Source organism: Serratia sp. H1w, assembly GCF_000633355.1.
Taxonomy (GTDB): Bacteria; Pseudomonadota; Gammaproteobacteria; order Enterobacterales; family Enterobacteriaceae; genus Chania.
Window position 1 is genome coordinate 1 of record NZ_AYMQ01000013.1, and the last position, 14,831, is coordinate 14,831.

Below are 14,831 nucleotides of genomic sequence, written 5' to 3' on the forward strand. Positions count from 1 at the left end.
ACACATTGAATACTTGACCGATAATTGAGCATAATGTGGGTAGATCCAACGCTTAATATTCAATGCTCCGTAATCAGGAGGCGGATTATAGGGAGGCAATCGGGGGGTGGTATATAGCATTGGGATTAAGTTTTTGCAGTCGATGGATTACCGCTGTCATCCTCCATTGTGGTTTAAATCGAATTATTAAGCCGTTGCCTAGGCGGTCAGAAAATACAATGGTGAGTCATGAACAGAAGCGGTAATGGCGTGTGTGAAACGCTTTATGAATGGAGGGTATCAACAAACAATGACAGTATTGTTCCACTCCTTTCACCTTGAGTCTATTCACACTGCGGATTTACCTGGTGACATTGATATTGTATGTTTTTACCATCAGGTGAAATCTGGTCTTGATGCGAGTACAATCCACCACCTTGTCCACAGCGGTCTGGTGCATGCGTATTTGTGCGGTAATCCGTATATCACTCGGTGTATCAACGTTAACCGGTTCGCATGATTAAATGTGAAATTTACCTAAAATCATATAGATAGACGCATTATGAAACACACTGTAGAAGTAATGATTTCCGAGCAGGAAGTTAAGACCCGTATTGCTGAACTTGGCCGCCAGATCACCGAAGATTACCGCGATAGCGGCAGTGACATGGTGCTGGTTGGGCTGCTGCGCGGTTCTTTCATGTTTATGGCTGACCTGTGCCGCACCATTGAGGTGTCGCATGAGGTCGATTTTATGACCGCCTCCAGCTACGGCAGCGGCATGTCTACCACCCGCGACGTGAAAATCCTTAAAGATCTGGATGAAGACATCCGGGGTAAGGACGTGTTGATCGTGGAAGACATTATCGATTCCGGCAACACCCTGAACAAGGTGCGCGAGATCCTGGCGCTGCGTGGGCCGAAGTCTCTGGCGATTTGTACGCTGCTGGACAAGCCTGAGCGCCGTGAAGTTGAAGTGCCGGTGGAATACGTCGGCTTCCCGATCCCGGATGAGTTCGTGGTGGGTTATGGCATCGATTACGCCCAACGTTATCGCCATCTGCCTTACATCGGCAAAGTCGTGATGCTGGACGAATAATCCGGCCGGGGTTCAGCAGGGTGCTGAACCCCGAACGGGCGCTAGAACAGGCCTTTTTCCTGCTGCAATGTGGCTATCGCTTTGCGGTAGCCCATCTCCAGGCTTTCACGGCTGGTGGCGGTGACTTCCAGATCGTGCAGACGACCGTCCTGGATACCGTAGACCCAACCGTGGATCATCACTTTCTGGCCACGTTTCCAGGCAGACTGCATGATGGTTGAGTGGCCCAGGTTATACACCTGCTCAATCACGTTAATCTCGCACAACACATCCAGGCGTTGTTCCGGTTCCAGCTCGCCGAGCAGGGAGCTGTGCTTGTACCACAGATCGCGAATGTGCAGCAGCCAGTTGTTAATCAGCCCCAGTTCCGGGTTCTCCACCGCCGCTTCAACACCACCGCAGCCCAGGTGGCCACAGATGATGATATGTTCCACCTCTAGCACGTCGACGGCATATTGCACCACAGACAGGCAGTTCAAATCGGTATGGATCACCAGGTTGGCGACGTTACGGTGAACGAACAGCTCACCCGGCTCCAGGCCGGTCAGGCGTTCGGCGGGGACGCGGCTGTCTGAGCAGCCGATCCATAAGAATCGCGGTTTTTGCGCTTGAGCCAAACGTTCAAAAAAGCCGGGATCTTCCTGGTTGATGTTAGCGGACCAGGCTTGGTTGTTGGCGATAAGCCTTTCGATTTCTTTCATGGCGGTTATTGGCCTGTTATGAACGAATTGCGTTGATGTAATATATGGCAAGCGTCACAATTTGGAAATCGGAACAGTTAAGCAATTTTCTGATCGCTGGATTGAGCACGGATTCAACTCGGTAATCAGACCACTGATGATAAACTTCCTGTCAAACAAGTTCGGCAGCCAACGCCATCACAAGGTACTCTCATAACTTATGAATTTTGCACTGGAAATAGCGCAGCTGACCAAAACCTACGCCGGTGGCGTCAAGGCATTGCGCGGTATCGATCTGAACGTGGAGGCGGGGGACTTTTATGCCCTGCTGGGGCCTAACGGCGCCGGGAAATCCACCACCATCGGCATTATCAGTTCGCTGGTCAACAAGTCCTCGGGCAGCGTGCGGGTGTTTGGTTACGATATCGATAAAGACATCGTCAACGCCAAGCGCCAGCTCGGGCTGGTGCCGCAGGAGTTCAACTTTAACCCGTTTGAGACCGTGTTACAGATTGTGGTCAACCAGGCCGGTTACTACGGCGTTGAACGCCGTGAGGCGATGGCACGGGCAGAGAAGTACCTCAACCAGCTCGATCTGTGGGGGAAACGCAATGAGCGGGCACGCATGCTGTCCGGCGGCATGAAACGTCGTCTGATGATTGCCCGTGCGCTGATGCATCAGCCTAAACTGCTGATCCTCGATGAACCGACCGCCGGGGTGGATATCGAGCTGCGTCGCTCGATGTGGGGTTTCCTCAAAGAGCTGAATGCCCAAGGCACCACCATCATTCTAACCACCCACTATCTGGAAGAGGCTGAAATGCTGTGCCGCAATATCGGTATCATCCAGAACGGTGAGCTGGTCGAAAATACCTCGATGAAGGGGCTGTTGGCCAAGCTGAAGTCCGAAACCTTCATCCTCGATCTGGCGGCGAAAAGCCCATTGCCTCATCTTGAGGGCTACCACAGCCGCTTGACGGATACCTCTACGCTGGAAGTGGAAGTGATGCGGGAGCAAGGGCTGAACGGCCTGTTTACCCAACTGAGTGCGCAGGGGATCCAGGTCCTGAGTATGCGTAACAAGGCCAACCGGCTGGAAGAGCTGTTCGTTAACCTGGTGAACGGCAACGGAGAACAAGCATGATGCATCTGTATTGGGTGGCCTTGAAAAGCATCTGGGCCAAAGAGATCAATCGCTTTGCCCGCATCTGGATCCAGACGCTGGTACCGCCAGTGATCACCATGACCCTGTATTTCATCATCTTTGGCAACCTGATTGGGTCGCGCATTGGTGAAATGCACGGTTTTGATTATATGCAGTTTATCGTGCCCGGCCTGATCATGATGGCGGTGATCACCAACTCCTACGCCAACGTGGCGGCGTCGTTCTTCAGCGCCAAATTCCAACGCAATATCGAAGAGTTGCTGGTGGCACCGGTGCCGACGCACGTGGTCATTGCTGGCTATGTTGGCGGTGGTGTGGCGCGGGGGATCTGCGTGGGGATCCTGGTAACGGTGATCTCGCTGTTCTTCGTTCCCTTGGTGGTCCATTCCTGGTGGGTGATCGCGGTGACGCTGCTGTTGACGGCGATCCTGTTCTCGCTGGGCGGCTTGCTCAATGCCGTATTTGCCAACACCTTTGACGATATCAGCCTGATCCCGACCTTTGTGCTGACGCCGCTGACCTATCTGGGCGGGGTATTTTACTCGCTGACGCTGTTACCGCCGTTCTGGCAGGCGGTGTCCAAACTGAACCCGATCGTCTATATGATCAGCGGCTTCCGCTTCGGCTTCCTGGGCATCTCCGACGTGCCGTTAGCGTTGACCATGCTGGTGCTGGTGGCGTTTATTGCGGTGTTCTACGCGCTGGCCTGGTATCTGATTGAGCGTGGGCGCGGCTTGCGTTCCTGATGCCTCCCCCCTCACCCTAACCCTCTCCCACAGGGAGAGGGGACTGAATGTGCCACAGATTAGCCCCCGCGTCTGACCTTTGCACGGGCGCAGCATGCAGCCCCCTACGCAGTAACTACCTACGACATAGGGGGAGGGGACTAGAATTACGGTAATAAGCCCTTTCTACCGGCGATTTAAATTGTGCTATGCTGGCCCTCCACATTTTCTTCATTTTTCCATCACGCACTCGTAAGCAGAACAAACCATGCAGCCTCAACATAAGATAGCAGCAGGGCTACTCGGCATAATTATGTCGTTGTTGGCACCGGCAGCGTTGGCGGATTTGCTGTCGCAGGACAGCGCGGTTCAAGCCGAATACATGGAAGTGCAGCGTAACAGCGAAGTCTATTCGTTGATCGGTGAACATGTCATACCGGTGGGCGAAGTGAAAAAAGGGCAACTGCTCCAGATGTTCCCGGCAGATGCGGAATATTACGAGCTTAAGTTTGGCTATGGCACCGGCTTTATCGATAAAGACGATGTTCGCGCCATCAGTAAGACCCGTAAGGTGAAGGACGATCTGGGGGATTTGAACAAGCCGCTGACCAATCAGAATCTGATCACTCAGCGTGCCATCAACGTCTACACGGCGGCCGATAACAAAAGCGAAATCTTTGGCGTACTGGAAGAGAACCTGCGCTATCCGATTATCGGCAAGCTGAAAGATCGGCTGAATAACACCTGGTATGAGGTCAATATCGGCGATCGTCTGGGATTTGTCAGCGATCTGGACTGTGAGATCGATAACGGCATTCCGGTGCTGACCTATCATCACCTGCTGAAAAACGAAGAAAATAAACGTTTCCGCAATACCTCGACGACCACCTCGGACGTGGCTTTCAGCAACCAGATGACCTACCTGAAGCAGACGGGCTACGACACCATCTCGATGTACCAGCTGGAAGCCTACCTGAATAATCAGATCAACCTGCCGGGCAAGGTGGTGCTGCTGACCTTTGATGATGGGCTGAAGTCGGTCTATCGTTATGCGTATCCGGTGCTGAAGGATTACGGATTCCGCGCCACGGCGTTTATTATCTCTTCACGCATTAAACGTCATCCGCAAAAGTGGAATCCGGACTCGTTGCAGTTTATGAGCATTTCGGAGCTGAAAGAAATCCAGGATGTGTTTGACGTCCAGTCACATACCCATTTCCTGCATCGTACCGATGGCAACCGCCAGCCGATCCTGCTCAGCCGTTCGCTGCATAATATCGAATTTGATTTTGAGCACTCGAGACGCGCGCTGGAGCAGTTTAATCCCCACGTGTTGTACCTTTCCTATCCGTTTGGCGGTTATAACCAAAAGGCGATCCAGGCGGCGAAAGATGCCGGGTTGCATATGGCCGTGACCACGGTGCAGGGGAAAGTGAAACCGGGGGATAATCCCTATACCTTGAAGCGGCTGTATATCCTGCGTACCGACTCCATTCCGACCATGGCGGAACGTATAGCCAACAAGTCAGGTGCGGTGCCAGGTGCAACGGTGACAGAATAACCCCTCTCCCAAAGGAGAGGGGACCGAACGTGCCACAGTTTAACACTTGCACCCGAATACGGCTCAGGACTAGCTCCCTCTCCCCCAAACAAGTGCTCATGAGATCACCGGTCTATACCGTGGGAGAGGGTTGGGGTGAGGGGCGTCAGGCAACCTGAACGGGCACGGCTTTTGCCTTGCGTTGCAGCTGGTTTTCGCCTTCGAAGTAGGCCACTTTCGGATGGTGCTGGCGGGCATCGGCATCGCTCATCTGTACGTAAGAACAGATGATCAGTTTGTCGCCCACGCAGGCACAGCGGGCGGCTGCACCGTTGACCGAGATAATGCGCGAACCGCGTTCGGCAGCGATGGCATAGGTGGAGAAACGTTGGCCGTTATCCACGTTATAAATATCGATTGCTTCATATTCCAGGATCCCGGCGGCTTCCAGGAAGTCCTGGTCAATGGCGCAGGAACCTTCATAGTGCAGGTCAGCCTGAGTCACTTTCACCCGATGCAGCTTGCCTTGCAACATAGTACGTATCATAGCGTTACCTAACTGAATATCGGCCTTTTCAGGCGGCTGAGTAAGAGCTGCATCCTTGCAATAATCATCATCACCGAAAACCCGATTAGTCTACCGCCAACCGGGTAAAAACGGCAACGACTGTACAACAAATGACTTACTGTGTCAGATCGACCTGCTGATTGTCGATCAGGCGGGCCTTGCCCAACCAGGCGGCCATCAGCACTACGGCACGGCGGCTTTCTACACTCAGCGGTTGCAGCGTGTCTGCATCGCGGATAAACAGCTCGTCCGGGGTGAAACCTGCCGCTTGCAGCTTCTCGGCCGTTTGCGTCAGCAGCTCTTCGATCTGGCGTTCGCCATTACCGAGCTGTTCTGCCAAGGCGTTCATGATTTTGCTCAACTGCGGCGCGATCTTGCGCTCTTCTGCGGTGAGATAACCGTTACGCGAGCTAAGCGCCAACCCGTCTTTGGCCCGTACCGTCGGCACGCCGACAATATCAATGTCATAGCCCATATCCGCCACCATTTTGCGGATCAACGCCAGTTGCTGATAATCCTTCTCGCCAAAGCAGGCCAGATCCGGTTGGATCAGGTTAAACAGTTTGCTGACGATAGTGGAGACACCACGGAAGTGGCCCGGGCGGCTGGCGCCTTCCAGCATGGTGGAGATCACCGGCACGTCGACGCTGGTGTGCTCATCCAGGCCTTTGGGATAAATTTCTGCCGGGGCAGGGGCGAAGACCAAATCGACATTGCGGCGATTCAGTTTCTCGCAGTCTTCTTGCAAGGTGCGTGGATAGCGCTCCAGATCGTCTGCGCGTTCGAACTGCAGCGGGTTAACGAAAATACTCACTACCACGACGTCGGCACGGGCGCGAGCTTCTTCGACCAGCGTCATATGGCCTTCATGCAGATTGCCCATGGTGGGTACCAGCGCGACGCGTTTGCCTTCTTGCCGCCAGCGGCGGATCTGTTGGCGCAGCAGTGGCAGGGTTTCGATAATTACCATTCCATAACTCCTCGGTGTCTCCCTCGGTATTCAGTCGTGAGGGATTATCAATCGTGGCCGATCACTCAGTTGAACGAGTGCGCTTCGTCGGGATAAATGCCTTGCTCGACTTCCTGGATATACAGCTGTACGGCACTGCGGATATCCCCGCTTTGCGCCAGAAAGTTCTTGGCAAACTTAGGGGTATGGCCGCCGGTGATCCCCAGGGCGTCATGCATCACCAATATCTGACCATCGGTGGCATTACCGGCACCAATACCGATCACCGGGATCGACAAGGCTTCCGTGACCTGGCGTGCCAATTCGGTCGGTACACATTCCAGCACCAGCAATTGCATACCGGCCAGTTCCAGATTCTGGGCGTCGATCAGCAGCTGCTTGGCCGCCAACTCATCACGGCCCTGCACCTTGTAGCCACCAAATACGTTGACGGATTGTGGTGTGAGACCCAGATGGCCACAAACGGGCACGGCGCGCTCCGCGAGCATTTTCACCGTTTCGCACAGCCAACTGCCGCCTTCCAGTTTGACCATGTTGGCCCCGGCGCGCATCAGCTCAGCCGAACTCTGGCAGGCTTGCTCAGGCGTGGCGTAACTCATGAAGGGCAGATCGGCCAACAGCAGGCAGGCTGGGGCACCACGGCGTACCGCGCGTGTGTGATAGGCCACGTCGGCAACGGTGACCGGGAGCGTTGAGTCATGCCCTTGCAGCGTCATCCCCAGCGAGTCTCCGACCAGCAGCACTTTAATACCTTGTTCTTCAAACAACTGGGCAAAGCTGGCATCGTAGGCGGTAATAGTCGCAAACTTGCGTTGTTCCTGTTTCCACTGGCGTAAATGGCTCACGGTGGTGGGTTTCATGACAACCTCTCCTGGAGTTACCGCGCGGTCTGAAGCTGTAGCACGGAGGTAAAAAGTGCTGTCATTCTACTGTAACCCTTCGGGGGTGGGTAGCTCCGATGCCGATGGTTAAGATGTTCTTAAGAAGCTTGTGATTTAATGGTCGACCTAAAGGGAGTGCACATGAGAATTCTGTTGATTGAAGACGATAAACTGATCGGCGATGGCATCAAGGCGGGCTTGACCAAACTGGGATTTAACCTCGATTGGTTCACCGATGGCATCGTCGGTAAGAACGCCCTGGATAGCGCGCCTTATGATGCGGTGATCCTCGATCTCAGCCTGCCGGGTTTGGATGGGTTGGATCTGCTGCGCCAGTGGCGTCAGGCCGGGCAGGACGTGCCGGTGTTGATCCTGACCGCGCGTGATGCGTTGGAACAGCGCGTCAGCGGATTGCAGAGCGGTGCCGATGACTATCTGTGTAAACCCTTTGCTCTGACAGAAGTGGCCGCACGCTTGCAGGCATTGATCCGCCGCCGCCACGGTCAGCTTACGCCTCAATTGGTTCATGGCAACGTCGTGTTTGATGCCGCGTCCCGTAGCGTGAGCTGTGGCGGTGAACCGGTTACGCTGACCCCGCGTGAGCTGGCAGTGCTGGAACTGTTTTTACACAACAAGGGGCGCGTACTGGCACGGCCGTTGATCCAGGAAAAGTTGTATAACTGGGACGATGACGTCAGCAGTAACGCAGTGGAGGTCCATATCCATCATCTGCGGCGCAAACTGGGTAACGGTTTTATCCGTACCGTACATGGCGTGGGCTACACGCTGGGGGATGAGCCGTGAGGCAGTTGAGTTTACGGTTGCGGCTGATCCTGATCTTCAGCCTGCTGGCATTGCTGACCTGGTGTTCCGCCAGCGTGGTGGCGTGGATGATGACGCGCCACAATATCAACGAAGTGTTCGACACCCAGCAGATGCTGTTTGCCAAGCGGTTGGCGACTACCGATCTGGGGGATTTGCTGGCTAATCAGCAGGCACGCAGTCTGCCGAAAACCAAGAAGATGCTCGACCACGGCAAACGCGGTGAACAGGAAGATGATGCGTTGGCGTTCGCCATCTTTTCCCACGATGGACGCATGCTGCTCAACGATGGTGAGAACGGCGAAGATTTTCTGTTTGACGGCGAGCGGCAAGGCTTTGTCGACGGTAAACGTAAAGGGGATAAAGACAGTTGGCGGCTGGTGTGGCTGACCAGCCCTGATGGGCGCTATCGCATTGTGGTCGGTCAGGAATGGGACTATCGCCACGATATGGCGCTGGGGATGGTCACCGGGCAGTTGGTGCCATGGTTGATTACGTTGCCCATTTTAATGTTGTTGATCGCCCTGATGGTGGGGCGAGAGCTAAAACCGTTGCGCGAAGTCGCCGCAAGCCTACGAAAACGAGCTCCAGACGACGCTACGCCACTCAATACCCGACAGGTACCCAGTGAGGTGCGTCCGTTGGTGGACGCGCTGAATACGCTGTTTACGCGCATTAATAGCCTGTTGGTGCGCGAGCGGCGTTTTACTTCGGATGCCGCGCATGAGTTACGCAGCCCGTTGGCCGCATTGCGGGTGCAGACCGAAGTGGTGCAACTGGCAGGGGACGATGTACCGATGCGCGAGCATGCGCTAAACAATCTGACGTTGGGTATCGATCGCGCGACGCGGCTGGTAGATCAACTGCTCACCTTGTCCCGGTTGGATTCGCTTGCCGATCTGCACGACCTGACCCAGGTCGATTGGTGCCAACTGGTGCCGACAGCCTTGGCAGAGTTGGATCGACAGGCGCACAGCTCCGGGATCACGCTGCGTTATCAACAGCAGGGCGAACCTCCTGCGTTAGCGGGCCAGCAATTGCTATTGTCGCTGTTAGTACGCAATCTGGTGGACAACGCGATACGTTATACGCCAGCCGGTGGCACGGTGACTGTCACGCTCAACCAGCGGCAACTTACGGTGGAGGACGATGGCCCTGGCGTGACGGCCGAGCATTTGGGCAGGTTGGGGGAACGTTTCTATCGCCCACCGGGGCAGGAGCAGACGGGGAGCGGGTTAGGCTTGTCGATTGTGCAACGGATTGCCAGCCTGCACGGGTTGCGGGTGAGTTTTGCCAATCGGCCAGAGGGCGGGTTTGTTGCTACGGTAGCTCTGTAGGGGCGCTGCATGCTGCGCCCGGGTTCAGACCTTGGGTTGATGCCATAGCGTCATGCCGTTCTTTGGCACGCGTTGCAGGCATTCCGTCAGGGTTTCGCCGTCTGGGAACACCAGGTCTGGGGCAATATCCGCCAGCGGGTAGAGCATGAATTCACGTTGTTTCAGGCCGTAATGGGGAACGGTGAGACGATCGGTGTCGATCACGCGATCGCCGTACAGCATCATATCCAGATCCAGCGTGCGTGGGCCCCAGCGTTCATCTTTGCGTACTCGGCCCTGGTTACGTTCTATCGCCTGGGTGTGATCGAGCAGCTGTTCCGGTGGCAACTGGGTATCCAGCGCCACCACCGCGTTGAGATAATCCGGCTGGTTCTGTGGCCCCAGCGGTTTGGTGCGGTACAGCGGTGAACAAACGATCAGACGGGTGCGTGGGATATGCTCCAACGCCTCCAGCGCGGTATTCACCTGTTGCAAAGGTTGCGCCAGATTGCTACCCAGCGCGATATAAACGCGGATCATTATGCCCCTTCGTTATTAGGAGTCCTGCGGCGTGGGCGGCGCTGACGTGCCCGACGCGGTGCCGGATCTTCGCCTAGCGTGCTCAACATGTTTTTCTGGCGGGCCGCGGTAGCGACCTGGAACTCATCCCACCATTCGGCAAGACGCAGCATTTCCGGGTTATTTTCCACTTCGGCACGCAGTGCCAGCAAATCATACGCTGCACGGAATTTAGGGTGTTCCATCAGCTTGTGCGCACGCTTGCCCTGACGACGGGACAGGCGTAACTGCAATTGCCAGATATCACGTACCAGTGTAGTGATTCGTTTAGGGATTGCCAGTGAACGGCACTCTTCGTCCAGCACGTCGTTCATTGCCAGGGCAAAGGCATCGTAATAGGCCAGGCCGCTTTCTTGCGCCAACTTCTGTGCGTGCTCCAGCAGCGGGTACCACAGCATGGCGGAGAACAGGAATGCCGGGTTGACGCGCTTATCGTTTTGCAGACGGTGGTCGGTATTTTTCAGTACCTGCACCAGAATGCGTTCCATCGGCGTGTCGTGATTCGGCGTGAAGTTACGTGCGATCAGCGGGAACAGCGGTTGGAACAGCTGGTATTCACACAGCTTCAGGTAGGTCTGATAACCGTAACCGGCTTGCAGTAGTTTCAGGGCTTCTTCAAACAGACGAGCCGGTGGAATTTCGTGCAGCAGCGAGGCCAGGCGTGGAATTGGCTCGGCGGTTTCTTCGCTGATGGTCATATCCAGCTTGGCGGCAAAGCGCACCGCGCGCAGCATCCGCACCGGATCTTCGCGGTAACGGGTTTCCGGATCGCCGATCAGGCGGATCACGCCCTGTTGCAGATCGCGCAAGCCACCGACGTAATCACGCAGGGCAAAGTCGGCCACGCCGTAATACAGGCTGTTGATGGTGAAATCGCGGCGCTGGGCATCGTCTTCGATGGTGCCGAAGATGTTATCGCGCAGCAACATGCCGTTCTGGGCCTGCTGGGAGGAGTTCTTGTCCGATTCCGGGTTCTGTTCGTGATGGCCACGGAAGGTGGCAACCTCGATGATTTCCGGCCCGAACATCACGTGTGCCAGCCTGAAACGGCGGCCTACCAAGCGGCAGTTGCGGAACAGTTTACGCACCTGTTCTGGCGTGGCGTTGGTGGTAATGTCGAAATCTTTCGGCTTTTTGCCAAGCAACAGATCGCGGACACCGCCACCGACCAGATAGGCCTCGTAGCCGGACTTATTCAGGCGATATAGTACTTTCAGCGCATTTTCGCTGATATCTTTGCGCGAGATTGAATGTTGGTCGCGGGGGATAACGGTCATTGAGCGCGTTCCCTCTGCGGCTGCAACTGGTGGGCGTTTACGCGGCGCCGGACGGCGGGCAGGAGCTTCCCTGCCGCTCTCGGTCGAGCGCGGTGGCGTGGTTGCTAACGGTTCTGCAGGCGCGCTTTCTTCGCGGACTTCGTTTTTATCGCTGGCCGGCGCATCATCGCGGGTCAACTTGTCATCGCGGATTAGTACCTTACGGCAGAAATTGGCTACTCGGGTAAAAATGGTACACCTCGATAGTGACGGATAAAAATGGCGCTAACAAAAAAATAGCGGCTAATCATAGCTCACCCCAGCTGTTTTGAGAATGCCGTTGTGGGGGATCGCCTGTTGACGCGGCACATTTTCCAATTGCCAATGCTCAACCGCCCAGTTCAATAATAACGACAGATCAAGATCTTGCCAGCTTTCTGGCAGCGGTTGGTGCAGAAACTTCAGGGCAGCAACCAGTACCGGCCGCGGATCGCCAGTGGGTAGCGCGGGGGCATGATTTTGCTTCGACAGTTTAATGCCATTGTCTCCCAACGCCAGCGGCAAATGCACATAGGTTGGCACTGCTGCCTGTAATTGCTGGTACAACGCAATCTGGCGCACCGTGGATTCGATCAGATCGGCACCGCGCACGATTTCGGTTACGCTCTGAAAATGATCGTCGATCACTACGGCCAGATTGTAGGCAAACAGACCATCACGGCGGCGGATGATGAAATCTTCCTGGGCCAGCGCGGGATCGGCCCGTAGCTCGCCCTGCAACCGATCGTGGAAGGCATAGACCGGGTTTGATTGACGCAAGCGGATCGCGGCACCCTGTGGACCAAGCCGCAGCTGGCGGCAGTGACCATCGTACAAACCGCCAATCTGCTGAATGCGGCTACGGGTACAGGTGCAGTAATAGCTGAGATCCTGGCGTTGCAGCCATTCAAGGGTTGCGCGGTAAGCTTCGGAGCGTTGGGATTGATAGATGACCTGGCCGTCCCAGTGGAGACCATAGTGTTCGAGTGCGGATAAGATACGCCCGGCTGCTCCGGCGACTTCGCGCGGAGGGTCGATATCTTCAATACGTACCAGCCATTGCCCGCGTTGAGCACGAGCCTGGAGATAGCTTCCCAGAGCGGCAATCAGCGAACCGAAATGCAGATCCCCGGAAGGCGATGGAGCAAAGCGCCCCACATAGTGACTTGCTAACATATCAGAAGGGATGACTTCCCTTTACTCTATGCGGCGCGCGTTATTGGCACGCGCCGCAGGAGGTAACAACTGCTTTAGCCGGCCATCTGCTTTTCGCGGATTTCGGCCAACGTCTTGCAGTCGATGCACAAATCGGCAGTCGGACGCGCTTCGAGGCGACGAATGCCAATCTCCACGCCGCAAGACTCGCAGAAGCCGAAATCATCGTCCTCTACTTTCTTCAGCGTTTTCTCGATCTTTTTGATCAGTTTGCGCTCACGGTCACGGTTACGCAGTTCAAGGCTGAACTCTTCTTCCTGAGTGGCACGGTCTGCCGGATCAGGGAAGTTGGCGGCCTCTTCTTGCATATGCGACACAGTACGGTCGACTTCGTCCCTGAGTTGGTTACGCCATGCTTCAAGGATGCGCCTGAAATGCGTCAACTGGGCGTCGTTCATGTACTCTTCGCCCGGTTTCTCTTGATACGGCTCCACCCCAGCGATGGCGAGAATGCTCAAGGACGAGGTTTTACGGGTTTGCCCTTCTTGCATATTGCTTCTCCTACATACACACGCACTATACCCTTTAATGCTAGTAGGGTATGTCGAATCCCCAATACGGGGGAAAAACAGGCCGCTATAAATAACAGAAGGGAAGAGGGATGGCAATTATTCCTGTCGCCTGCTTGACAATGGTGTGAAGGAAGGCGTATTTGGCGAAGCAATATCCGGTTGTCGATTTATTTGTGCCCGGAACGGCTAGCCGATAAAAAACGGTAACCTGCCGCTTAGCGAGATACCGTCAGGTGATAATTTAGCCCCATAACAAACCACTTCCACTCCCAACTGCTGAACCTGCGCTAGTAGTGCCGCATAATGCTGATCTATATGATTTGCCGGGGAAACACTGCCGATACCGCTGTGTAACACGGCAAACAACAGCACCGCCCGCTGCCCTTGTTCAACCACGTTTTGCAACTCACGCAGATGCTTTTGCCCTCTCAGCGTTACCGCATCAGGGAAGTAGCCTTGTTGATGTTGCAACAGTGTGACTGACTTAACTTCAATATAGCAGTCAACCCGGTTTTCTGCCTGTAATAACAAATCGATACGGCTGTTTTCTCCGCCATACTTTACTTCGCCGCTGATTTTACTGTAACCGGATAATTCACTGATTATATTCTGTTCAATTGCCTCACGCACCAAGGTGTTGGCACGCAGGGTATTGACGCAGATCCAGTCACCCGCCTGGGTATGGGTCAGCTCCCAGCTGTGGGCATATTTGCGTTTGGCGTTATCCGAAGTGGAGTACCAAACGGTGTCCCCTGGCGTCGCACAGCCGGTCATGGCGCCGGTGTTGGCACAGTGCAGGGTGAAGGTTTCGCCTTCTGGGGTGATGACGTCGGCCAGAAAACGCTTGTAGCGTTTGATGAGCGTGGCTGATTTCAGCGGCGGGTCAAAGATCATGGTTTGTCCTGTGGGCCAAGTGGCCATTGCTCTAATTGGTGATAACGGGTGCGGCCCTGCTCAAACGATGATTGGTATAGCGAAAAATGGCTGGCGTGGAACGGCCAACCCGGGGTGGCCGGAGGGATGGCGACCGGTTGGGTGGCGGCGCGTAATAACGTGATATGGGGGTGAAACGGCATCGGGCTTTGATAACAGCCGCTACGAGCCGCCTGCGAACGCAGCAACTCTGCCAGTTGCAACAGCGCACGTGGAGGGCGTTTGCTACCCAGCCACACCACTCCGGGGCGCGGCCAGTGGCCAAGATCGTCCAGGTCCAGGCTAAACCCCGCCTGCGCAATACGCCCAGCCTGCGTCTTCAAGGCTAATTCTTTTTGTGCGCTGACTTCGCCGAGAAACGCCAACGTCAGATGCAGATTCGCGGCGGCCACCGGGCGGCCATCTTCGGGTTTAAACGCATCGGCACGCCAGCGGATCACCTTCTGCTGCAAGGCATCGGGTAACGACAAGGCGAAAAACAGGCGGCGCGAACTGGACATGGAACCCCGGTAAATGAATGAAAATCTGGGCGTAATGCTACAATGTGTGCTG

16 protein-coding genes are annotated in these 14,831 nt (G+C 55.3%); 6 read left to right on the forward strand and 10 right to left on the reverse strand.

What is annotated here, in order from left to right:
- Positions 1-541 precede the first annotated feature (541 nt).
- Entirely contained in the window at positions 542-1,078 is a 537-nt protein-coding gene (gene hpt, locus U869_RS0102655) for a hypoxanthine phosphoribosyltransferase (protein WP_029988257.1), read from the forward strand.
- Positions 1,079-1,119: 41 nt separating this feature from the next.
- On the opposite strand, the gene can is transcribed toward hpt, so the two are convergent.
- A complete protein-coding gene (gene can / locus U869_RS0102660; RefSeq protein WP_025123047.1) occupies positions 1,120-1,779 on the reverse strand; it encodes a carbonate dehydratase in 660 nt (219 codons plus the stop codon).
- A 199-nt stretch (positions 1,780-1,978) separates the two neighbouring features.
- On the opposite strand from can, the gene U869_RS0102665 reads away from it, so the two are divergent.
- From U869_RS0102665 to U869_RS0102675, 3 genes are all read left to right on the forward strand, one after another.
- Positions 1,979-2,902, forward strand: coding sequence for an ABC transporter ATP-binding protein (locus U869_RS0102665; protein WP_025123048.1), 924 nt, complete (start codon positions 1,979-1,981; stop codon positions 2,900-2,902).
- Complete coding sequence (locus tag U869_RS0102670; protein WP_025123049.1) at positions 2,899-3,669, forward strand: ABC transporter permease; 771 nt, start codon at positions 2,899-2,901, stop codon at positions 3,667-3,669. Before U869_RS0102665 ends, U869_RS0102670 begins: the two co-directional genes overlap by 4 nt.
- 247 nt (positions 3,670-3,916) lie before the next feature.
- Positions 3,917-5,209: a polysaccharide deacetylase family protein gene (locus U869_RS0102675; protein WP_025123050.1), complete on the forward strand. Its 1,293-nt coding sequence runs from the start codon at positions 3,917-3,919 to the stop codon at positions 5,207-5,209.
- A 145-nt stretch (positions 5,210-5,354) separates the two neighbouring features.
- Here U869_RS0102675 and panD read toward each other — a convergent pair whose 3' ends face one another.
- From panD to panB, 3 genes are all read right to left on the reverse strand, one after another.
- The gene (gene panD, locus U869_RS0102680; protein ID WP_025123051.1) at positions 5,355-5,735 is read right to left on the reverse strand and encodes an aspartate 1-decarboxylase; all 381 of its coding nucleotides are present in this window, start codon (positions 5,733-5,735) and stop codon (positions 5,355-5,357) included.
- Positions 5,736-5,871: 136 nt separating this feature from the next.
- A complete protein-coding gene (panC, locus tag U869_RS0102685) occupies positions 5,872-6,726 on the reverse strand; it encodes a pantoate--beta-alanine ligase (protein ID WP_025123052.1) in 855 nt (284 codons plus the stop codon).
- 65 nt (positions 6,727-6,791) lie between these two features.
- Positions 6,792-7,586: a 3-methyl-2-oxobutanoate hydroxymethyltransferase gene (panB, locus tag U869_RS0102690; RefSeq protein WP_025123053.1), complete on the reverse strand. Its 795-nt coding sequence runs from the start codon at positions 7,584-7,586 to the stop codon at positions 6,792-6,794.
- 162 nt (positions 7,587-7,748) lie between these two features.
- Between panB and qseB the strand changes: the two genes are divergently transcribed.
- Together qseB and qseC are read left to right on the forward strand one after the other, a co-directional pair.
- The gene (gene qseB, locus U869_RS0102695; RefSeq protein WP_025123054.1) at positions 7,749-8,411 is read left to right on the forward strand and encodes a quorum sensing response regulator transcription factor QseB; all 663 of its coding nucleotides are present in this window, start codon (positions 7,749-7,751) and stop codon (positions 8,409-8,411) included.
- Positions 8,408-9,766, forward strand: coding sequence for a quorum sensing histidine kinase QseC (qseC, locus tag U869_RS0102700; protein WP_025123055.1), 1,359 nt, complete (start codon positions 8,408-8,410; stop codon positions 9,764-9,766). Before qseB ends, qseC begins: the two co-directional genes overlap by 4 nt.
- Positions 9,767-9,790: 24 nt before the next feature.
- Here qseC and folK read toward each other — a convergent pair whose 3' ends face one another.
- The 6 genes from folK to thpR form a co-directional block, all read right to left on the reverse strand.
- The gene (folK, locus tag U869_RS0102705; protein ID WP_025123056.1) at positions 9,791-10,285 is read right to left on the reverse strand and encodes a 2-amino-4-hydroxy-6-hydroxymethyldihydropteridine diphosphokinase; all 495 of its coding nucleotides are present in this window, start codon (positions 10,283-10,285) and stop codon (positions 9,791-9,793) included.
- Entirely contained in the window at positions 10,285-11,601 is a 1,317-nt protein-coding gene (gene pcnB / locus U869_RS0102710; protein WP_025123057.1) for a polynucleotide adenylyltransferase PcnB, read from the reverse strand. Before pcnB ends, folK begins: the two co-directional genes overlap by 1 nt.
- Positions 11,602-11,883: 282 nt before the next feature.
- Positions 11,884-12,795, reverse strand: a complete 912-nt coding sequence (gene gluQRS / locus U869_RS29165; protein WP_025123058.1) for a tRNA glutamyl-Q(34) synthetase GluQRS — start codon at positions 12,793-12,795, stop codon at positions 11,884-11,886.
- 74 nt (positions 12,796-12,869) lie between these two features.
- Complete coding sequence (gene dksA / locus U869_RS0102720) at positions 12,870-13,325, reverse strand: RNA polymerase-binding protein DksA (RefSeq protein WP_021179742.1); 456 nt, start codon at positions 13,323-13,325, stop codon at positions 12,870-12,872.
- 207 nt (positions 13,326-13,532) lie between these two features.
- Positions 13,533-14,240, reverse strand: coding sequence for a DNA/RNA nuclease SfsA (gene sfsA / locus U869_RS0102725; RefSeq protein WP_025123059.1), 708 nt, complete (start codon positions 14,238-14,240; stop codon positions 13,533-13,535).
- Positions 14,237-14,779 carry an RNA 2',3'-cyclic phosphodiesterase gene (gene thpR, locus U869_RS0102730; RefSeq protein WP_025123060.1) on the reverse strand — a complete coding sequence of 181 codons (543 nt, stop codon included), beginning with the start codon at positions 14,777-14,779 and terminating at the stop codon, positions 14,237-14,239. Before thpR ends, sfsA begins: the two co-directional genes overlap by 4 nt.
- Positions 14,780-14,831 lie beyond the last annotated feature (52 nt).